Consider the following 21,717-nt stretch of genomic DNA (forward strand, 5'->3'; position numbering starts at 1 on the left):
GTAAAAATGAGGACAGGGAAGCCTTTTTATTTTGTCCAAATAGCCACTATTCTGGCAAAAAGACGGACTATCAGACCAATAAACAGAAAAAGACAAACATCAAGCGAGATGTTTGTCTTCATTCTGAAGAAGTGATTATCCAATCACTTCTTTTTTGCTTTCTAAAATAAAAAGAAGCAGCTTTAGACTACTGCTTCTCCAATTCTTCTAAAATACTTGCAAAATCTGTTTTGAGTGCTTCCAAGCTTGTTTCAACTTGACTTCTTGTCTGGTTATTTTTGACCACAACCTGTCCAGATTCGATTTCGCTACCACCCAGGGTAATGATGGCCTTGGCTCCAAAGACATCTGCTGACTTAAACTGGGCCTTGAGCTTGCGGTCCAGATAGTCACGCTCTGCACGGAAACCTTGCTTGCGGATGGCTTGAACCAGCTCAAGCGCTCCGCCATTGGCCTCCTGACCTAAAACCGCGATGTAAACATCTAACTGGGTGTCGAGAGGGAGCTCGATGCCTTGCTTTTCAAGGACTAGAATGAGACGCTCAATGCCCATACCAAAGCCAAAAGCTGGCGTTTCTGGTCCACCAAAGTAGGTCACCAAACCGTCGTAACGTCCACCGGCACAGATGGTCAGGTCGTTACCACCCACTTCTGTCATAAACTCGAAAATGGTGTGGTTGTAGTAGTCCAAACCACGCACCATGTTGGTGTCAATGGTGTAAGCAATACCTAGGCTGTCCAACATAGACTTGACCGCTTCAAAATGAGCTGTACTTTCTTCATCTAGATAGTCCAAGATGGACGGTGCATTTTCCACAGCAATCTTGTCTTCTTTTTCCTTGGAATCCAACACACGCAAGGGATTTTCTTCCAAGCGGCGCTGACTGTCCTTAGATAGCTGGTCTTTAAGTGGCGTCAGGTAGTCAATCAAGGCCTGGCGATAAGCGGCACGGCTCTCTGGATTGCCCAGACTGTTGAGGTGGAGGCGAATGTCCTTGATCCCCAACTCTTCAAAGAAATGATAGGCCATAGCAATGGTTTCTACGTCTGTCGCTGGGTTATTGGAACCAAAACACTCTACACCAATCTGGTGGAACTGACGGAGACGACCAGCCTGCGGACGCTCGTAGCGGAACATGGGACCCATGTAATAGAACTTAGCAGGTTTTTGTACTTCTGGGGCAAAGAGCTTGTTTTCAACATAGGAGCGAACAACCGGTGCCGTCCCTTCTGGACGGAGGGTGATATGACGCTCTCCCTTGTCATAGAAATCGTACATCTCCTTGGTCACAATGTCTGTCGTATCCCCAACCGAACGGCTGATCACCTCGTAATGCTCGAAGATCGGTGTGCGAATCTCAGCGTAATTGTACTGTTTGAAAATGCTGCGGGTAAAATTTTCCACGTACTGCCATTTGGCAGAATCCTGCGGTAGTAAATCCTGTGTTCCCTTTGGTTTTTGTAATTTCATGGACTTTCTCATTTCTCTAAATATTGCCCTTTATTTTATCATATTTTGGTCTTTTTTGGAAATGGCAGAGCAGACAAAAAGGGAGTGGGAAAGAACTCGACCAGTCTAAAAAGAGTTCGTCTTCCCACCCCCCCACACAGTTGATTAGGTCAGATTTGGAGTGTGAAACACGAACAAATCTGCCAATCAACCACTGCGCTGAGATGTTGACACGAACTCTGAGAAGCGAGGATGGACTTTCTGCCCAGCCTCCTTGTTTAAAAAAACTATTTCTTATCCACAATCTGGAAATTCAAGTCGCTCACTTCTATCTCAACCTCAAGTTTTTCTTCGGAGTTCAGATTGAGGAGGTTTTCTAAAGCCGTTTCTGCAAAAGCAGCGACTTTTTCCTGACGTTCTGCATCATTCAAGACTTCCTCACTTGTCTTGTAAATGGCTTCTTGGGATTTTTCATTTAGAAATTCCTGAGCCTTTTGTCCAGAGGTGAAAGCATCTACTGCCTTATCTAAAAGACCATTGCTATTATTGCTAATTTTGATTTGACCATGCTGTTGAGAATCAACTTCGACAAGGACAGGTTGCTTGAATGTCAAGGTGTTGTTTTGAATGTGAACATCTGACTGCTCAATTCCTTCCAAGACCAGTTTGAACTCCGTCTGGACAGGAATATCTACAGACATTTCCCGCCCAACAAAGAGCTTGGTAATAGGCTCTGTCCAGTCTGGCCATTCTTCTAATTTATTGTTTTCAAAGGTCTGGTTGGCAGTGGTTGCTACCTCAGCTCCTGCCACAACCAGTTTACTTTCCGCTTCAAACTTCTTGATAACAAATTCATACTGAACCTTGTGGGTACCTTGGAACCAAGCAAAAATACTATTTCTAAACCAGATAATGCCTAGACCTAAAACCAGTAGCAAGACCATAAGGCTAGCCAACTTTTTCGCGAAAAACTTTCCAACTGTCTTCATACAGTTCTCCTTCATATTTGAATTATCGGAACTTGTCCTACAACCATTATATATATATATATATATATATGCTGTCAAGTATTTTTGGCATTTTTTTGAACATTTTAGAAAACTCACTTTGAGAAGTTAGGAGGATAAAAATCTGACAAATTTGACAAATTTTGACAAATTTTTTCAAAAAATCTGTCAAGTAACTTTACTTTACAAAAAATTTTTGTTATACTGTTAAAGTTGACGAAAGTCATACGCACTATTTTTAGATTAAAAAAGGGCTTGGCCCTGACATTTAATGGAGGAAGAAAGAAATGGCAGTACCTGCACGTCGCACTTCAAAAGCGAAGAAAAACAAACGTCGTACTCACTATAAAGTAGCAGCTCCAACTGTGAAATTTGATGAAACTACTGGAGATTACTCACGTTCACACCGTGTATCTTTGAAAGGATACTACAAAGGACGTAAAATCGCTAAGGCTGCTTCAGCTGAATAATAGAAGGGAGATACCATGCGCGTAAATATTACACTTGAACACAAAGAATCTGGTGAGCGTTTGTACCTTACTTCAAAAAACAAACGTAACACTCCAGACCGTCTTCAATTGAAAAAATACTCACCAAAATTGCGTAAGCACATGATTTTTACTGAGGTAAAATAAGACAACATACAGAAAGCCTATGAAATCAACGTTTCAAAGGCTTTTTTCTTTTGTTTTTGACAAAATAACTGAATTTTAACTGATTAAAATAAATCAAATAATTATTTCTGCTAAATCTATCATAGCCTGTTCAATCTTATGTTTTCCTTTCTGCATTACATGAAGATAAATTTTCTCTATCTCCTTACTATCCTCGGAATGTCCTACAAATTCTCGGATAACATTCAAACTAGTATTGATAAAACAAAATATAGAATCAACTCCTTCATATCATTGCAAGCGATAAATTTCAATCTTGTCTTTGTGTCTTGACCTTACAAGAAAAGCACCTCAAAAATTAGAGTTAACCTCTAACTTTTGGGGTGCAGTTCAGATTTTGGAACGTTTTCTATTTACAACTGTTCTAAATTTTCTTAGTCCATGGTAGATAAGCCTTATTGGTGTTCCAAAAAACTATAGTATTAGCGTAAAATCATTCCTCTTCTCTTTGCCTGTGTTGTTTGAAAAGATACAAACTTGATGCAAGGGCAGCTAGAGCACCACCTAGCCATACTAGGGTATTACTTGTTTCACCCGTATTTGGTAAAGTCTCTTTTTGTATTCCTACCTTTGGAGCCATTGAAACTCCAGATTCCGTTTTCTTAACTTCGGATTGAAGCACCTCCGGATGGATAATATTGGGTTTATTAACCTCAAGTTGACCCTTTTCTGGTTGGATTCCGGCAGGTTTCTCAACTTCTGGGTGCTCAACTTCCGGAGATTTTGGCATCTTAACGTCTGGAACTTTTGAGGTTGGTGGTGTTACTTTCGGAACCTCAACTTCTGGAGACTTAGGAGCAGGAAGGTGAACTTCTGGAACCTTCGGTTTTGGCTGCTCAACTTTCGGTGGCTCAGCTTCTGGAACTTTTGAGGTCGGTGGTGTTACTTTCGGTGGCTCAACGCCCGGAGTTTTTGGTGGCAGAGGCGCCTCTTTGGGCGTCTTAACGTCTGGAACTTTGGGTGCTGGGGACATTACTTCTGGTGACTCAGCTTCCGGAGTCTTAGGAGCAGGCAGGTGAACTTCTGGAACCTTCGGTTTTGGCTGCTCAACTTTCGGGGGCTCAGCTTCTGGGGATTTTGGGGTCGGAAGCATGACTTTCGGGGGCTCAACCTCTGGAACTTTTGAGGTCGGTGGTAAGACTTCTGGTCGTTCAGTTTCAGGAGCTTTTGGTGACTCAATCTCAGGAGCATCTGTATCAGGGTACTCAACTTTTGGCGTCTTAACATCTGGAACCTTCGGTGTCGGAGGCATTACTTTTGGAACCTCAACTTCCGGAGTTTTTGGTGGCAGAGGCGCCTCTTTGGGCGTCTTAACATCTGGAACCTTCGGTGTCGAAGGCATTACTTTTGGAACCTCAACTTCCGGAGTTTTTGGTGGCAGAGGCGCCTCTTTGGGCGTCTTAACGTCTGGAACTTTGGGTGCTGGAGGCATTACTTTTGGTGGCACAGATTCCGGAGCCTTAGGAGCAGGCGGCTGAACTTCAGGGGCCTTTGGTTTTGGTTGCTCAACTTTTGGAACATCTGCCTTTGGTACATCTATATCCGGAGTCCTATCTCCCCGCGGTTCAGGAGTCCTGTCGCTTTCTGGAGATGAATCTCCGATAATAGTAATCCCTTCATTATTTGGCTTAGCACTTTCCGATACCTTTAATCTCAAACCAGCAGCAGAAGTAATCTCATCTCTGGAGAAAAATATTCGCTCTTTAAAATTCTTCACCACAGCTAAAACCGGGAAGGTTTTCATTGCTTGATTTATCACCTGTGCCGTCAGTTCATATGTCGCTTTTTCTTTAGCAACGGAATCTCGCTGTACTTGTAGAAAATAGATGCTGGAACTTTCTTCCTTCCATTTTTCTAGCTCTCCTCCTACACGTCCAACAGACCAACCCCACTGACTTTCAAAACTACGCTCATCATTATTAGCATTTTTTTCTCTACTAAAAAAGCGATACGGCTGCCCACCAGAATTTGCCTCATCATTGACATCCTTAGGGAACTTATTGAAAATATCCTCTTCAGACTGGCTATCAATAATTTTGGTTAATTGTAAGCCTTTTGGAAGAATAAAGTAATAGCCACTCCCCTCTCCACTAAAGGTCCAATTTTTTCTATCAAAAGTTACTTTCCACTTAATTTCGTCATTATCTGCCGATATTTTTTCTATAGATACTGCATTCCTAATCTGTTCACCTTGATGCGTGTCAAATCTATGATAATTCGATTCTTGAATCAGTTTCTCTTCGGCTTGTTGAATATTTGAATCTGCCGTTGAAATTTCCGCCTCTGACACATTTAATGATTGAGATGGTGCATCCGGATCCGTCGCTACCTGCGTAGCACTTTCTTCTCTCGTAGAATTGCTAGAAACTAGTTTTTCTTCTGGAGCCTGTTTATCACCCTCTTCTGACGTAGGTAATTGGTTATCCGTAGGTGAAATTCCATCGACTGCGGTCGCAGTTTGATTTTCTGAGCTAACCGTAGCAGATTCAGTAGGCATTTCTTGAAGATTGCCTGTTTCTGCGCTTACAGATGGTACGTGACATATTAGAAAACCACCTAGTACAGCTGTACTAAGCAATAGATTTGTCACAACTTTTTGTTTGCTCATAATGTGCTCCTTTACTCTATTTACTTCAATTTACTAAGAACCTGTATTTACAGGTTAGCACTCCCATCTAAGGCTTTTTTAAGCTAATCATCGTTCGTTTTTTCAAAATACAGCCAGCATTCCCTCAAAAAATTAACTTGATTAGCGAAAAACTATCTCTTACATAAAAGCTCTTTACTTGTAAGTACAGGTTCTAAAATATGGCGATTAGATTTTTATTCCAATCTAGTATTTTCAAAAATTGATATTATTGTTTTAGCGTTAGTATAACATCCTAAACTAAATTTTTTCTAGAGGGTATCTAATATTTATCTATTTTGTTATTTTCTAAGAATATTTAACAAAAAGACTCCAAACCAAGGCTTCCACAGCGATGATCTGGAGTCTTTTATGAACTTAGAAGAGGGAAGTTCTCATATCTTATTCAATAATGACTATTCTTCTTTTTTGTTTTTGAATAGATACAAGCCTGTGGCAAGAGTGGCTAAAGCACCACCTAGCCAGCCTATTGCGCTACTTGCTTCGCCTGTATTTGGCAAAGTTGCTTTTGGTGCCTCGGCTTTTGGCATCATTGAAGCCTTGGATTCAGGCTTCATACCTTCTGTTCGTGGCATTTGAGCTTTCTCTGCTTCTGGTTTATCTGCCTTCGGTTGCTTCATATCTGGTTGTTTAGTTTCTGGCATTGGTTTGTCAGTTTCTACTTTATCAGATTTTGGTGCTTCCGAATCTTTCTTAGGAGCTTCCATTTGTGGTTTGTCCATTTGTGGTTGCTCTGCCTTTGGCTCGTCGGCTTTCGGTTTTTGTTCCTTAGGCATGTCGTCTGCCTTCGGTTGCTTCATATCTGGTTGCTTAGTTTCTGGCAATTGCTTGTCAGTTTCTACTTTATCAGATTTTGGCGCTTCCGAATCTTTCTTAGGAGCTTCCATTTGTGGTTTGTCCATTTGTGGTTGCTCTGCCTTTGGCTCGTCGGCTTTCGGCTGTTGTTCCTTAGGCATGTCGTCTGCCTTCGGTTGCTTAGTTTCTGGCATTTGTTTGTCAGATTCTACTTCATCAGATTTTGGTGCTTCCGGTTGAAAATCTTCTTGTTTTGGAACTTCTGGTGTTGGAGTTTCTTTTGGTTGCTCTTCTGGTACTGATGGAGCCGGTGGTGTTGGAACTTCTTCCTTCGGTGCTTCCTCTTTAGGAGTTGATGGCGCTTGTGGTGTTTGCGGAGTATCTTCCTTCTTAGGTTCTTCTGGCGCTGGAGTCTCTTTTGGTTGCTCCTCTGGGATTGATGGAACTTGCGGCTCATCTTTTGGAGTCGATGGCGCTTGTGGTGTTTGCGGAGCGTCTTCCTTCTTAGGTTCTTCCGTTGGAGATTCCGGTGCTTCTGGTTGTTTTTCCGGAGTTGACGGAGCTGATGGAGCTGATGGAGCCTCTTGTTTTGGCTCTTCCGGTACTTGTGGTTTTTCTTCTGGAATTGATGGAGCCTGCGGTTCATCTTTTGGAGTCGATGGCGCGTCTGGTGTCTCTGGGTTTGGTGATTCCGGTACTTCTGGTTGTTTTTCCGGAGTCGATGGCGCTGGAGCGTCTTCCTTCTTAGGTTCTTCCGTTGGAGATTCCGGTGCTTCTGGTTGTTTTTCCGGAGTTGACGGAGCTGATGGAGCCTCTGGGTTTGGTGATTCCGGTACTTGTGGTTTTTCTTCTGGAATTGATGGAGCCTGCGGTTCATCTTTTGGAGTCGATGGCGCGTCTGGTGTTTGCGGAGCGTCTTCCTTCTTAGGTTCTTCCGTTGGAGATTCCGGTGCTGATGGCGCTTGTGGAGCGTCTGGTTTTGGAGCTTCTGGCTCTGGGTTTGTTTTTGGCGCTTCCTCTTTTGGTTTTTGCACTTTTGTTTTTTCAATAACAATCTCGCGACCAGCTAGGGAAGTAATCTCTGTACTGTTCAAATTTTTGTACCTAAAACTCTTCATCACTGCTACAAGAGGGAAATATGTTTGTTTTAAACTCTCTCTTTCAGCGGTTAAGCGATACGTCACAAAACTCTTATCTTTTACATTATCTATAAAAAATATTTTAGACATAAGTCCTTTAGAGTTCCATTCTTCAACCTCCGTGCTTGATGCTTGCTTTACAGACCAACCCCATTGACTATCAAAATTCTTATCATCATGCCCATTCTCCTCTTTACTAAAGAAACGGTAGGTAGACTGAGAATGATTGTCACTACTTTCGACTCGGTTAGGAAACCGACTGAATAATTCAATTCCATCATTGTCCTTAATGCTCGTTAATTTCAACCCTTTAGGAAGAATAAAATAGTAACCACCACGAGATTGTTCAAAAGACCAAAGTCTAGCATCAAAACTGACACTCCACTCCAATGAATTGCCTGAAAGTTTAGGATCTCCGATTGAAACTGATGTTCTATAATCTTCTCCCTTTCCCAAAAGGAAATCCGATTGATTTGTCGCTTGAATTTGTTTGTTTTGAGTTACTTTTTCAACGACAACCTCTGACTCCAGATTCTCCAAAGAAATTTCTTCCATATCGCTATTAGTAGAATCACTCATCATCGCACGAGGTTGGAGAAGTGCTTCAGGCTCTGTAACATCTTTGATTTCTTCATTTAGAGTTTCTACTGGAGCATCGCTCTCTTCAAACTCCTCTTCTTCAGCTAAAAAGTCGCTTTCCTCTTCATTTGATACTACCGGTTTATTAGTAGCATCGCTTGCATTAACTGATGTAACATCTGGTTCTAGCGATTCTGCTTTAACCGTTGTCGTTGAATAAAAGGCTAATCCCCCTAATACGACTGTGCTTAATAATAAACTGGACACAACTTTCTGCTTGCTCATAATTGGCTCCTTCTTAAAATATAGATTTATACATTTTCCCACTCACCTACTGGAAATGATAACAATCCACTGAATGCGTTTACATGAATATTGTCGCATTTCTAGATAGATGATGGTACTTCAAAATATGGACCGTACCAAGTATACCAGCCATAGCTATCTTTTATCTGCCATGCATCTGTTTTTTTTGTGTTTTTATATACATTGGTTCACATTGAGCTTTGTCTCCATTTTTTTCGTTGATACATATCGCAAAGGCTGGTTTTTCCTCCCAAAAATAACCTATCATTTCACGATAGATTACTTTTCACTATTTCCGTAAACCGATGGGTAAATTGGGCGGTCATTCCCCAGATATTTTCTGGTAGATTTTCATAAAATGGAACGGAGCGTTTGTGATGGCTGAAAGGATAGTCAACCCCACCTCTCAAACGTTCAAAGGGAAAGTCACAATCTGGGACAATCTGTGAATCCAGTTGATAATAGACTGGCTGAGTTGTTAATAGAGTTGATAGAGGCACTGTAAATATCCGAGCAACCTCTTCATTAGGAAGGATAGTCGTCCAATCAAGATTTAACCGTCCAACGAAGCAATGAACGGTTGAGCACTCCAAAACCAAATAATCAATTTCTCCGAGTATATCAATTTGTTCAGGTTGAATATTTAGTTCCTCCATAACCTCCCGAACGGCCGCTTGCTGTGGCGTTTCTCCTACCTCTACTCCGCCACCTGGAAAGGAAACTTCTCCCGGTTGAGAAATGGACTCGCTCCGAATCTCATATAAGACCTGCCACTGATTGTCTGACCAGACTAAGGGCAAGAAAACTGCATAAGAACGTTTTTCACCCAATGGCTGGGGCTGATAGTCTTTCAATAATGCCTGCAATTGATCAGTCATGGCAACTCCTTACTAACTAGTGATTTGTGTTTATTTTAACGAATTTTGTGGCATCTGGCAAGAACTTTGTCTAGATAAAAAGGGAGTGGGAAAGAACTCGACCAAGATAAAAAGAGTTCGTCTTCCCACCCCCGCACAGTTGATTAGGCCAGATTTGGAGTGCAAAACACGAACAAATCTGCCAATCAACCACTGCGCTGAGATGTTGACACGAACTCTGAGTAGTGGTCCTGGGCTTTTTGCCCAGCCTCCTAGTCGTTTATTTCCCTTTTAACATGCCCATAATGCCACGAGTTACCACGCGCCCAACTTCCCGTCCGACCTGACTCATCAGGTTCTTGGTAAAGCGATCCATCATGGAATCTGTTTTGCGACTGGCTGGCTGACTAGTTTTTTGTGCAGCTTTAGCTGCTTCTTTCTGGGCTTTCTCTTCCATTTTTGCGGCTGCCTTAGCTTCTTTTTCTGCCTGTTTTTCCGCTTCGGCCTGCTCTGCTTTTTTGATGAGTTCGGCTTCTTTAGCCTCTGTCATGGCTAAAATCTGCTCATGGGCTGACTCACGATTGACCGCGTCAGCATATTTTTCCATCAAAGGAGAATTATTGATAACTGACAAGAGGGCACTTGGCTCCACCGTTCCCAGCATACTCTTTGGAGGATAAATCAAAACCCGATCCGCAAAGCTTGGTGTCCCGTCAGCTTGCAGAGTAGACACAACCGCTTCACCTACCTGCAACTCCTGAATGACCTTGGCCAAATCCTCATCACCTTCTTGACGGAAGGTTTCAGCAACAGTCGCAACTGTCTTGAGCTCTTTTGGTGTAAAGGCGCGAAGACCATGTTGGATGCGGTTGCCCAACTGGGCTGCCACGCTATCAGGAATATCCGTCGGATTCTGCGTTACAAAGAAGACACCTACACCTTTTGAACGAATCAAACGGACAATCAATTCAATCTTTTCAAGAAGAACTTTTGGAGCATCTTTAAAGAGAACATGAGCCTCGTCAAAGAAGAAGACCATCTTAGGCTTGTCCAAATCGCCCACCTCAGGCAAGACTTCATAGAGTTCTGACAATAGGCTGAGCAGGACTGTCGAATAAAGAGTTGGTTGATTGAACAGCTGAGTAGCTTGGAGAACGTTGATTACCCCACGACCATCTTCTGCCGTACGCATCAAATCAGCAATGTCAAGACTTGGCTCACCGAAGAAAATCTTACCACCTTGTTGCTCCAAAACAACCAGGCTACGCAAGATAGCACCAACCGAACGAGCTGGAATATTTCCATAATACTGGCTCAGCTCTGCTGCATTTTCAGCCACAAAATTGAGCATGGCACGCAGGTCCATCAGGTCAATCAAGAGAAGGCCACGCTCATCTGCCACGCTGAAAACGATATTCAAGATGGACTCCTGAGTATCATTCAAGCCCAGCAAGCGCGTCAATAAGACGGGCCCCAGCTCTGAAATAGTCATGCGGACAGGAGTCCCATTTTCCCCCAAGACATCCCACAACTCAACTGGATAAGCAACAGGACTATAATCTGTATAGTGGGTCTTCTCCAGACGACTAGGATCAATCTCCTTGGTATTGGCCGCAACCAAACTATTCAAATCGCCCTTGATATCTGATAGGAAGACTGGAATGCCCGCATCACTCAACTGCTCTGCCAAGACCTTTAAGGTCACGGTCTTCCCTGTACCTGTCGCACCTGCGATGATTCCATGACGATTCAGTCGCTTGAGCTGCATCTCCGCTCGACTGCTTCCATAGCCAAAAGCAATAACATCTGACATATACTTGCCTCTTTTCCGATTTTTTCTAGCTTTATTGTAGCATAACTTTTAGGAAAATAGCAGAGCAGACAACCGAATCACCTCAATATCCATAAAACAAAAAGAAAAACCCGACGAATCGGGTTCACCATTAAAGATACAAGAATTTGAATAGTGCAACAGCGGCAATTGATGCGATAATTGGAGCACATACACCAACCCAAGCATACCACCATTTTGAATCAGCCTTGTTTTCACCAAGAACAGATTTTGGAAGAAGGGCATGGACGATACGTGGACCAAGGTCACGCGCTGGGTTAAGACCAGGACCTGTTGGACCACCAAGAGCCGCAACAAGTGCCATAACTAGGAAACCAATGCCTAAGTGAGCAACTGCAATTGAACCTGAAGTATATGGAGCAGTCATTGTCTCAGCGACTGTTTTATCATAGCCCTGTTCAATCAATTTACCAACCAACTCTGAACCAAAGAAATGTTTGGTCAAAGCAAGGGCACCGAAGAACAATACAAATGAACCAACGAACTCATTCAAGAAACCATTAGTTGTCGCAGCTTTACGGCTTTCTTTCGTTCCGTTATCAAGCGCACTGATAGTTGAGAATGAACCGAGAATATGGTTAGAATTTTCAGTTTTCAAGAAGTAAGGTTTATAAACTGCTACAACCACTAACTGACCAAACATTGCACCTAACAATTGAGCAACAATGTATTGAGCAACGTGAGCCCAAGGGAAGAGACCTGAAACAGCCAAACCAAGTGTGAAGGCTGGGTTGATATGGTTACCAGAAACGTTACCAAACATCAATGCTGGCATCATAACTGCCAAACCATAGCCAATCGCAATGAGAATCCAACCAGAGTTGTTTCCTTTTGTGCCTTTTAAATCAACGTTTGCAACTGTACCATTACCAATGATAATAAGGAGTGCAGTCGCTAAAAATTCAGTGATATATTTCACTGTCCATGTAACATCCATATTTTTCTTATATTTCCTTTCAAAAGTTGAATTTTTTTTGGACAACAACCATTTTATCAAGTATAATAAACAAAGTAAAGCCATTCGATAAAAAGAAAACGTTTACTCGAAAAAGTAGTAGATTCAGTAAGGAGATTAGGATGGGAGCTAACCAAGAGACATTAATGTATACACTTGAAAAAAGTATCAAGAAAAAAGCAGATTTGTTTGAACATAGTTTTTCTGCCTACGCTGTACGATCAATACTAGCCAGTCTTTATTTAGGATTGGGGATTGTCATTTCTCTTTATACAGCAGACAAACTCAACCATGTCGCAGAAGGACTCGGGAAATTTAGCTATGGGTTGATGTTTGGTTGGGGGCTACTCATGATTTTATATATGAATGCCGAACTTGGAACATCCAACATGATGTATATGACAGTAGCCAGCCATCGAAAAACGATTCCTACTAAAACAGCCCTCAAGATGTTGGCAACCTGTATCCTTTTCAACTTTGTCGGTGCTGTCCTTGTTTGTTACTTGGTCTCACTGACTCTGCCTTATCAGCACGTTGATGCTCACAGCTACCTATTTGAAGCAACGGTGGCCAAGCTTTCAAAGACACCTTTGACTCAATTTATTGAAGGAATTTTTGCTAATATTGTCGTGAATATCGGCGTATTTACCTTCTTACGCATCAAAGATGACGCTGGACGTCTCATTTCCGTTATTTTCATCATCTTTATCTTTGCTTTCTTGGGATATGAGCACGTCATTGCGAACTTTTCACTCTTCTCCCTGGCCTTTTTTGCAAATGGTGGACCAGTTGAGGGAATGACTCTATTAAGTGTACTAAGCAATTTCCTCTTTTCTGGATTAGGAAACTACGTGGGTGGCGGTCTCTTTATCGGACTTCTTTATAGTTGGTTGAATAATCAATCCAAACTTTATGTAGACTAAAAAAACTACGGTTGGAATTCCAATCGTAGTTTTTTATTGTAAGATAATCTGCGCAACTATTGGACTAATCACCACATACATGATGCCTGTAATCCCAATAGCCAAGCCAGCCATCGCTCCTTGCGTATGTCCATATTTTATCGCTGTACCCGTTCCAATGGCATGTCCTGTTCCTCCCAAAGCAAGACCAACAGCTACCGGGTCTTCAATTTTTAGTAGCTTTAAAAAGACTGGACCAAGAACACTTGTCAGAATTCCTGTTGCAACAACGACTACAAGAGTAACAGTTGCTATTCCTTGCATTTTATCAGTAATACCAACAGCCATAGCAGTGGTGACTGATTTTGGAAAAAGAGAGATTGCTAGAAAAAAATCCATCCCAAACCATTTTGCAATTAGGGCAGTAAAGACAGTATTGACAATACAGGCAACAAAAATTCCTAAAAGAATACTTCGAATGTGATGTTTCATTAGATGGAAAGAACGATACAAAGGAATACCCAGAGCTACTGTTGAAGGCACAATAAGCATATTTAGGTAGGACCCTCCTGCATAATATTCCTTATAGGAAATACCTGTCATTTTTAAAAAGACAATAATCAATCCTGTAGCTACCAACAGTGGGGTTGTGATTGGATGAGGAAATCTCCGATAAATCAGCATTCCAATTAAATATGCTGCAATTGATAACATAATACCAAAAATAGGATTTGAAAAAAGTTCAGTCATGAATTCCCTCCGTATCAATGTAGTCACCTTCAAACTTTTGCTTCACAAATTGAACAACAAAACCAATTACTAAGATATTTAAAAAAATGGCGCCTAAAATGACGACGATAATAGGAAGTAAATAATCTTTAATTGCATCAAATCTCTCCATAATGCCCACTGCTGCAGGCAAAAAAAGAATGGTCATGTTAGCCAGCAAAAAATTTCCAACCGTATGAATATGGCGAAGACGAATCAATTTGAACTCTAGGGCTAAGAATAGGAGGATTAAACCAATGATACTTCCCGGAATAGGAAGATGAAAAATAGTCGAAATAGCTTCCCCTAAAAATGAAAATACCAGAATAATCATAAACTGAACATATAGTTTCATCTTTACACCACCTTAAATACTACTAATCCATCTGAGGTCATTCTCTTTTAGTCCAGAAATTCCCTTAATGTTAGTACTGTTATTAAGTTTACTACTCTGAAATTATTTTTCAAGGCTATAAAACGTTTACACCTTAAAAATTTGTCTTAAGCTATTTTATTTATTTTGCACATAATCACTTGACAATTTATTTCTGTAGGTGTATATTTAATATATAACAAAATTTGATATATAAAAACGAACACTATATATCAAAACCGAACCTAACTAACAATAAAGGAAAGGAGCGTCCTATGCATTTTCCAGTCCCCGCAGTTCTGACAGAATTTCTCATCATGGCTATTTTGGAATCCGATGATTCTTATGGCTATGAAATCTGTCAGACCATTAAATTAATTGCCAACATCAAGGAGTCCGCCCTCTATCCCATCCTAAAACGATTAGAGCAAAATGACTTTTTGACTACTTATTCCCAAGAATATCAGGGTCGTATGCGCAAGTATTATAGCCTAACTCAGTTAGGTCACGAAGAATTGGTCCGACTCAAAGATGACTGGGATACCTATACAAACACGATAAACGGCATCATAGAAGGGAGCGTCCGCCATGACAAGAACTGAATACATGGAGCAGTTAGAAAAACATCTCAAAAAACTGCCCCACAAAGAGTACTTTGAAGCCATCAGCTTCTTTAATGAGTATTTTGACGAGGCTGGACCAGAGCATGAGACAGAAATTATAGAAGAACTTGGTTCACCAAAAGAAGCTGCCAGCGAACTCATTAACAACATGCTCAACAAGCAAATCCAGGAGGAGAAGGATCAACAAGAACCTATTCAACTCAACTGGAAACTCTGGGTTGGTCTGGGAGCCTTAAGTATGACAGGTCTCTTCTCTTTCTTCCTACTCTTTATCATGGGAGAGTTTATCGGAGTCATTCCTCTGTTTGCGACTCTTATCCTCGGCGCCTTTTTCCTCGGTCGCTACTTCCGTAATTTTAGCCAAACAAAACGAACGCTCTGGTTGGCTATCCTAGCTGTCATTTCCCTGCCTATCGCCATTCCACTTTTGCTCATTCTCCTAGCTAGTCTATTGGGATTGGTGGCGCTCATCTTGGCCCTCATTGTCGGTGCCTTTGTTTTGGGGGTCGGACTTCTCACCAGCGGTGGCTATCTGATTTGGGAAGCCTTTAGCCTTATGTCAGAAGGATTCAATATCTTCCTCATGGGGTTTGGCTCAGGTTTATCTTTGATTGGCGGAGCTATTCTCATCTACATCTTGACTGGATTTTTTGCCTACTGGTCTTGGCGACTGGTCAAGGCTTGCTTCAAATGGATCTTGAAACGAGGTAAACGAGCATGAAAAAGAAACTTACCATCGCCATTATTATCGGCTTTGTCAGCCTGATTGCAGGCTTAATTCTAGCTGGCATTGGATTTTTCACCGGGGGCATAACCCGCTTAGAAGAGGTTGCTGCTCCGACGGAAGTCCATAAGACCTTCACAGATTTGAATACCATTAAAATTGATTTTATCCCCCACAGCGTCTACATCAAAGAGTCTAGTGATAACAACTATCATGTGACCTATGCCAACTCCGACAACAATATCCAAAACCCTCTAAAACTCAGTGAGAAAGACGGCGTCTTAACCCTCTCTGCACAGGAACTAAAATTTGCCATTGAGGGAATCATGCAGTATCTGGGAGAAAGGTTGGCCCAACGTCGCATCAATGTCTTCTCAGTCACCATTGAAGTGCCTAAAGGGAAGACACTGGATAAATTAGAGGGAGAGGGTCTCCACTTCTATGAGTATGGTAGTTTCGTGATTGAAAATGTCCATATCAAAGAAATTGACCTTTCAGGTGGTGTCGATCTTGACAAGGTGACTATTGACAGCGGTAAAATCACAGCTGGTTACTTTGAAGCTGTGAATTCTGCACTCAGAAATACCTCTATATCTGCAAATGAATCTTCAGTCAATTTAATCGAAACCAGTTTGGAAAATGTTACAATTAAAAACTACCAAGAACTGAACGCAAATCAATTGACTCTCCTAGGAAAAAACGTCCTCACTCCTTCCGAATACAGCCTATCTGTTACAAATATAAACCTAACAGATAAGAGCTTACAAGACATCAATCTGAATATCAGTACACAGCTGGACATCAAAACACTTGCGGAACACTTAGGCTACCACTATAAAACCCTTGAAGAACTAAAGCAAGCTGTTGGTGATATGAGTTACTTCAACGAACAGGCTGAAAACGTCGGTATTTTCACTAAAGATAAGTATCAAACATTATCGATCAAAAAAGAGGAGGATAAACAAACCTTAACTTTGGAGAAAAAAGAGAGTAATAATAGCCTGACCATTACTTCAACTAACGCAACCATTAATCTACGAACACCAACCCCAAAATAACCACATCAACCAAAAACCAACTGTTCACATGAAACAGTTGGTTTTATTCTTATTCATCTTTTTGATTATAAATCAAGAGACCTAGTCCCATAAAGCCTACTAAGAAGAGGTTCAGCATCCAAACTTGATGACTACTATTTCCAACCATAGAAATGGTTTGACGAAGACCTGAAACAGAATAGGTCATTGGAAGATAGGGCTGAATGACTCGGAAGAAGCGTGGGCTGAGTTCAATTGGATAGGTACCTGCGCTTGAGCCAAGCTGTAGTAACAAGAGAATTAAACTGGCGAAGGATCCGAAACGATTGTTCCAGCCTACCAAGGCTGTAACGAGGGCCATGAAGGTCCAAGAGGCTAAGAGGATTAATCCCAAGGTTGCCATTGGATGAGCCGGTTCGATTCCAATCAAGCGAAGAGCACCGTACAGAATCACTGCTGCTAGGCTGGCAATGATACCATTAAGCAAGAGTTTTCCTTTGGCCCAGTCCCAACGATTCTTGTAGGAGCGATTATCAATGTGTTTGACAAAAATAACATTCGCTGATAAGGCTGCAACCATTAGGGCAACAGACACCATGTAAGGAGCCATGCCGACACCGTTGGTCTTCACATCATCTTGGTCACTGTGTTCCAAGGTGACTGGTTGAGAAACCGCTTGTGCATTTTTGTCTTCTACAGAGACGACTGATAGTTGTTGACTGGCTGAGCTGAGTGAATTCGTTAGGGTTTCACTACCTGTACGAAGACTGGAAATACCACTTGTCAAGGTTTGACCGCCACTAGCCAACTGTTCTGCACCAGAAATCAATTGCTGACTACCAGAAGCCAGTTGTCCTGAACCGCTGACAAGTTGGCTGGAGTTAGATGCCAAGGTTGCCAATCCTGCTGTTAACTGGCTACCTCCTGATTGGATGCTACTATTATTCGCAACCAACTGAGCTCCGCCCTCTGCTAATTGAGCAACACCTGCGGTATAGGCTGTCACCCCTGACATAAGCTGACTAGCTCCACTTGATAATTGTGTTTGAAGTTGACTCACACCACTCGTCAAGGCTTGAGTTCCTGGTAGAATTTGCTGGTTCAAGGCGGTATTGACTTGACTCAAGCCACTTGATAGGTTTTCAATGGCTGTTGTAGCTCCTGGCAATGCTTGATTGGCAGCCGTGTTGATCTGACCGACAGCTGATTGCAACTGGTTCATTTGTGTGGCCATGCCAGAAAGACTTTGTAGGCTAGATAAGGCTTGACTGAGTTGCGACAATTGACCCAAAATCATTTGGGCTGCTGTCATTGTTGTAGAAGGCGAGTTTTGGAGAGCTCCAACCAATTCAGCTTGCTGATCAGCTGTCAAGTTTTGATAGGTAGCCGTTGCTTGTAAGGCTGCAATGCTGGCTGTTTTATCGGCTTGTGCTGCAGTTAACAATCCTTGGGCTTGAGCACCCATCTCCGTCAATAGGCTAGATAGAGTAGTGGTATCTACTGCAACTCCTCCGATACTTGATAGGCTATCATTTAATTGGTTGATGGCCGCTTGCAACTGAGGAAGTCCAGTCAATAAAGCCTGTATCTGACTAGACTGTTCAGCAGACAAACTAGTTGAACTAGCGAGTTGCTCCAAGCCTGCCTGCAATTGATTGGCTCCTGTTACCAGTTGTTCAACCTGGCTTGCTCCTGTTTGCAATTGTCCCACCCCAGCGATGAGCTGAGAGGAATTAGCATTTAATTGCTCCGCACCTGAAGCAAGACTAGCTACCCCATTTGTGTAGGTTGTTAAGCCACTGGAAAGTGTTTGACTTCCTGAAGCAGCCTGATTGACTCCATCTGTATAAGACTCAACTCCAGCGGCCAATTGGTTTGCTCCTGTCACCAGTGATTGGCCTGATGAAGATAAGGTAGATAAGCCTGATGATAGAGTCTGACTTCCGGTTTCTAATTGACTAGCTCCATCTGTTAATTGTTGACTTCCATCTGCTGCCTCAACCATACCAGATTGAATTTCTCTCATACTATCAAAAACGGCAGTTGTGTATGTTTCGGTAATCGTCTCTGAAACAGATTCCTTTAATTTCTCCATAGCTGATTCGCCCATCTTAGAAGCGACAAAGCTGTGCCCCTTAGAGGTTTGGTAAGAAATTGTTAGTGGTTCAGGCTGATCCGTCAAGAGACTGGATGCTTTTTCTGATAAATCTTCTGGTAGGGTGATGACCATATAATAGTCCCCTTCTTCCAAACCTTTTTCCGCATCCATTTCTGATACAAAGTGGAAATCCAGACTCTTGCTCTCTTTCATATTATCCACCATATCATCACCAATGGTGAGGGTTTTATCTTGAAAGCTCGCCGACTGGTCTTGATTGACAACTGCCACAGGCAACTGATCTAGTCGACCGTAAGGGTCCCACATAGAGGTTAGGAAACTAATGTTATATAAGGCTGGGACACAGGCAACACCGAGAATGGTGATCAAGGTCATTGGTTTTTTGAAAAAATTCTTTACTTTTTCCGACATAAGAAACTCCTTTAGACATACTGTCCAAAAACTGATAAAATACATTATACAAGTATCATTTTCAAAATCAAGTCAGAAGAATTGTTTTTGGACATTGTGTCTAAAAATGTTCAAAAGGAGAAATTATGGGAACAGATAATCGAAAAGAACGAACTCGTCAAGCCATTTTAGAAGCAATGGTGACTTGCTTAGAAACTCAAGGGTTTAACGAAATTACAACCACCCACCTAGCCCAGACTGCTGGTATCAGTCGTTCCAGTTTTTATACCCACTATAAGGATAAGTACGAATTAATCGACTCCTACCAACAGGGACTTTTTCACAAATTAGAGGCTATATTTGACCGTTATGATGGCAATCGCCAATCATCATTTTTAGAAATTTTCGAGTTGCTCTATCGTGAAAAATTGCTTTCTGCCCTACTGACCCATAACGGAACTCAAGAAATCCAAAATTTTCTTATCAATAAAGTCCGACTTCTTGTTGCCAATGATTTAGCGGAGCGCTTAGGAAAAGAGAATTTATCACAACTGGAAAAAGAATACAGCAGCATCTATTTTTCACATGCTTTCTTCGGTATCATGCAGGTATGGATTAAAAATGGTAAGCAAGAATCTCCTCAATATATGACCGATTTTCTAATAAAAATGTTACCTTAAATGTGACTTTTTACCGCCACTTTCTGGGGAATATGTTATAATATCCTTATCTTACGCAAACGTTTTCAAACAGGAGATTATGATATGATTCAAGCTGAACATCTATCAAAAACCTATTCCATCATAGATAAGGAAGTCGGTCTCAAGGGTTCGATAAAAGCCTTTTTCAAACCCAAGAAAAAGAAAATTCCTGCCGTCCAAGATATTTCCTTGCAGGTAGGAAAAGGCGAAATCATCGGCTATATCGGCTCCAATGGTTCCGGTAAGTCGACCACCATCAAAATGCTAACTGGAGTACTCTTCCCAGACCAAGGACAGGTTCGTATCAACGGACTCAATCCGCAAGAACACCGTAAAGAAGTCAATAAACAAATTGGAGTTCTCTTTGGGCAAAAATCCCATTTGGATTGGAACTTGCCTGTCCAGGAATCTTTTATCCTTCACGCAAAAATTTATGATGTTCCAGATAAGGTATTCAAAGAGCGATTGGCTGTCTTGATTGACCTATTGGACTTGGCTGATATTATGAAGCAACCAATCCGTAATCTGTCACTCGGTCAACGGGTTCGCTGTGAATTTGCGGCTATCTTTATCCACCAGCCTGCCGTCGTTTTTTTGGACGAGCCAACCATTGGTTTGGATGCCAGCGTTAAGGAGACCATTCGCTCCTTCATCCGCTATATGAATCAAGAATACCAGACCACTTTCTTGATTACTTCCCATGATATGAAGGACATTGAAAGCCTCTGCGAGCGGATTTTTATCATTGATAAGGGCAAAAAGGTCTACGATGGTTCACTGACCGTCCTCAAAGAACGCTTTTCCACAGTCAAGACCATTCTCTTCTCCACAGAAAAGCCGATTGAAAAAGACTTGCAGCTAGAAGGCTGGGAATTTGAACGAATAGATGATTTTCACTTTGAAATCCACTACCAAAGCAAGGTCTGGACCAGTGCCCAGGTGATCGAGCAAATCTTTAATCATTATTCAATTGAAGATGTCACCATGAAGGAATTGGAAATTGAAACCATGGTCCGCCAAATTTATGAGGAGGGTATCCATGCGTAAATATCTCTACATGACCCGCCTGACCATGATGAATGCCATGCAGTACAAGGCTTTCTTTCTAGCGACTTTCGTTTCACTGGCAGTGAAGATTTTAGTAGCTCTCTATGTCTGGAAAACCATTTTCTTCACTCAACCAGAAGTCAATGGCTTTACCCTGCAAACCTTTACTACATACATCATCTTTGCTAATCTACTAGCCAGTTTAAATTCTTTCTCACTCGGAGAAGATTTGTCCTACAGCATTTTAAAAGGAAACATTGCTGGAGAATTTCTCAGACCCTATTCCTTTATCCTAGCCCTCTTTTTCAAAGACCTTGGAAATAAGCTCTTGGAACTGATAAAATTTGCTATCGTATTTATCGGTATCTTGCTTGTTCATCAGGATTTTTATCTACCTGACGGAAAAACTATTTTGCTCTTTCTAGTCAGCTCCATCCTCGGTATGTTTATCGTTCAATTACTGGATATGGCTTTTGGCTTCTTAGCATTTTTTACGGTCAATGCCTGGGGAGTCATGCTTCTGAGAATGGGACTTTTCAATCTAGCTTCTGGAGCGCTTTTGCCACTCAGTTTTTATCCACAGGCTGTGGAAAACTTTTTGAAGCTCCTTCCCTATAATTATGCGGTTAACGTTCCAGTTTCCATTTTATTGGGACAGGAAAGCGATCTAATTGCTTTGGGATTGCAAGTTATATGGATACCCATTCTAGCCTGCTTCATCGCTCTACTCTGGTCCCAGGCCAAGCGTCGTATTGTCATTTTTGGAGGTTAA

Annotated in this window: 19 protein-coding genes; 9 read left to right on the forward strand and 10 right to left on the reverse strand. The window is 41.8% G+C overall.

The annotated features are described in order from the left end of the window. Positions 1-187: 187 nt before the first annotated feature. The gene (gene hisS / locus ODU37_RS04180) at positions 188-1,471 is read right to left on the reverse strand and encodes a histidine--tRNA ligase (RefSeq protein WP_029175207.1); all 1,284 of its coding nucleotides are present in this window, start codon (positions 1,469-1,471) and stop codon (positions 188-190) included. Between the two features lie 266 nt (positions 1,472-1,737). Next, complete coding sequence (locus ODU37_RS04185) at positions 1,738-2,439, reverse strand: hypothetical protein (RefSeq protein ID WP_023369258.1); 702 nt, start codon at positions 2,437-2,439, stop codon at positions 1,738-1,740. A gap of 305 nt (positions 2,440-2,744) precedes the next feature. Between ODU37_RS04185 and rpmF the strand changes: the two genes are divergently transcribed. Continuing rightward, positions 2,745-2,927 carry a 50S ribosomal protein L32 gene (gene rpmF, locus ODU37_RS04190; protein WP_002937589.1) on the forward strand — a complete coding sequence of 61 codons (183 nt, stop codon included), beginning with the start codon at positions 2,745-2,747 and terminating at the stop codon, positions 2,925-2,927. 15 nt (positions 2,928-2,942) lie between these two features. After that, the gene (rpmG, locus tag ODU37_RS04195; RefSeq protein ID WP_238711641.1) at positions 2,943-3,092 is read left to right on the forward strand and encodes a 50S ribosomal protein L33; all 150 of its coding nucleotides are present in this window, start codon (positions 2,943-2,945) and stop codon (positions 3,090-3,092) included. A 472-nt stretch (positions 3,093-3,564) separates the two neighbouring features. On the opposite strand, the gene ODU37_RS04200 is transcribed toward rpmG, so the two are convergent. The 5 genes from ODU37_RS04200 to gla all read right to left on the reverse strand — a co-directional run bounded on the left by ODU37_RS04200 (position 3,565) and on the right by gla (position 12,243). Continuing rightward, a complete protein-coding gene (locus tag ODU37_RS04200; RefSeq protein WP_398580430.1) occupies positions 3,565-4,875 on the reverse strand; it encodes an LPXTG cell wall anchor domain-containing protein in 1,311 nt (436 codons plus the stop codon). Positions 4,876-6,173: 1,298 nt separating this feature from the next. After that, a complete protein-coding gene (locus ODU37_RS04205; protein WP_249562429.1) occupies positions 6,174-8,576 on the reverse strand; it encodes an LPXTG cell wall anchor domain-containing protein in 2,403 nt (800 codons plus the stop codon). Between the two features lie 290 nt (positions 8,577-8,866). Further along, positions 8,867-9,475: a CoA pyrophosphatase gene (locus ODU37_RS04210; protein ID WP_044669674.1), complete on the reverse strand. Its 609-nt coding sequence runs from the start codon at positions 9,473-9,475 to the stop codon at positions 8,867-8,869. Positions 9,476-9,734: 259 nt separating this feature from the next. Then, entirely contained in the window at positions 9,735-11,267 is a 1,533-nt protein-coding gene (locus ODU37_RS04215) for a helicase HerA-like domain-containing protein (protein ID WP_249562428.1), read from the reverse strand. A gap of 130 nt (positions 11,268-11,397) precedes the next feature. Then, positions 11,398-12,243 (reverse strand): aquaglyceroporin Gla, encoded by an 846-nt coding sequence (gene gla, locus ODU37_RS04220; RefSeq protein ID WP_002937554.1) that lies wholly within the window; start codon positions 12,241-12,243, stop codon positions 11,398-11,400. Between the two features lie 140 nt (positions 12,244-12,383). Between gla and ODU37_RS04225 the strand changes: the two genes are divergently transcribed. Continuing rightward, positions 12,384-13,184 carry a formate/nitrite transporter family protein gene (locus ODU37_RS04225; RefSeq protein ID WP_011922611.1) on the forward strand — a complete coding sequence of 267 codons (801 nt, stop codon included), beginning with the start codon at positions 12,384-12,386 and terminating at the stop codon, positions 13,182-13,184. A 33-nt stretch (positions 13,185-13,217) separates the two neighbouring features. On the opposite strand, the gene ODU37_RS04230 is transcribed toward ODU37_RS04225, so the two are convergent. Beyond that, complete coding sequence (locus ODU37_RS04230) at positions 13,218-13,913, reverse strand: LrgB family protein (protein WP_002937552.1); 696 nt, start codon at positions 13,911-13,913, stop codon at positions 13,218-13,220. Continuing rightward, positions 13,906-14,286 carry a CidA/LrgA family protein gene (locus ODU37_RS04235; protein WP_024415315.1) on the reverse strand — a complete coding sequence of 127 codons (381 nt, stop codon included), beginning with the start codon at positions 14,284-14,286 and terminating at the stop codon, positions 13,906-13,908. Before ODU37_RS04235 ends, ODU37_RS04230 begins: the two co-directional genes overlap by 8 nt. 293 nt (positions 14,287-14,579) lie before the next feature. Between ODU37_RS04235 and ODU37_RS04240 the strand changes: the two genes are divergently transcribed. The 3 genes from ODU37_RS04240 to ODU37_RS04250 are packed head-to-tail and all read left to right on the forward strand — an operon-like array spanning position 14,580 to position 16,709. Next, a complete protein-coding gene (locus ODU37_RS04240; protein WP_002937550.1) occupies positions 14,580-14,906 on the forward strand; it encodes a PadR family transcriptional regulator in 327 nt (108 codons plus the stop codon). Continuing rightward, positions 14,893-15,648, forward strand: a complete 756-nt coding sequence (locus tag ODU37_RS04245) for a DUF1700 domain-containing protein (RefSeq protein ID WP_029171693.1) — start codon at positions 14,893-14,895, stop codon at positions 15,646-15,648. Before ODU37_RS04240 ends, ODU37_RS04245 begins: the two co-directional genes overlap by 14 nt. After that, entirely contained in the window at positions 15,645-16,709 is a 1,065-nt protein-coding gene (locus ODU37_RS04250) for a DUF4097 family beta strand repeat-containing protein (RefSeq protein ID WP_105105761.1), read from the forward strand. Before ODU37_RS04245 ends, ODU37_RS04250 begins: the two co-directional genes overlap by 4 nt. Positions 16,710-16,758: 49 nt before the next feature. Here ODU37_RS04250 and ODU37_RS04255 read toward each other — a convergent pair whose 3' ends face one another. Continuing rightward, complete coding sequence (locus ODU37_RS04255; protein WP_249562427.1) at positions 16,759-19,218, reverse strand: YhgE/Pip domain-containing protein; 2,460 nt, start codon at positions 19,216-19,218, stop codon at positions 16,759-16,761. A gap of 125 nt (positions 19,219-19,343) precedes the next feature. Between ODU37_RS04255 and ODU37_RS04260 the strand changes: the two genes are divergently transcribed. The 3 genes from ODU37_RS04260 (at position 19,344) to ODU37_RS04270 (ending at position 21,717) form a co-directional block, all read left to right on the forward strand. Then, positions 19,344-19,877 (forward strand): TetR/AcrR family transcriptional regulator, encoded by a 534-nt coding sequence (locus ODU37_RS04260; protein WP_024400371.1) that lies wholly within the window; start codon positions 19,344-19,346, stop codon positions 19,875-19,877. 84 nt (positions 19,878-19,961) lie between these two features. Beyond that, positions 19,962-20,945: an ATP-binding cassette domain-containing protein gene (locus ODU37_RS04265; protein ID WP_024400372.1), complete on the forward strand. Its 984-nt coding sequence runs from the start codon at positions 19,962-19,964 to the stop codon at positions 20,943-20,945. After that, positions 20,938-21,717, forward strand: coding sequence for an ABC-2 family transporter protein (locus ODU37_RS04270; protein WP_249562426.1), 780 nt, complete (start codon positions 20,938-20,940; stop codon positions 21,715-21,717). The genes ODU37_RS04265 and ODU37_RS04270 overlap by 8 nt, the downstream gene beginning before the upstream one ends.

This window comes from Streptococcus sp. 2021WUSS109 (assembly GCF_044427305.1).
Lineage (GTDB): Bacteria > Bacillota > Bacilli > Lactobacillales > Streptococcaceae > Streptococcus > Streptococcus suis.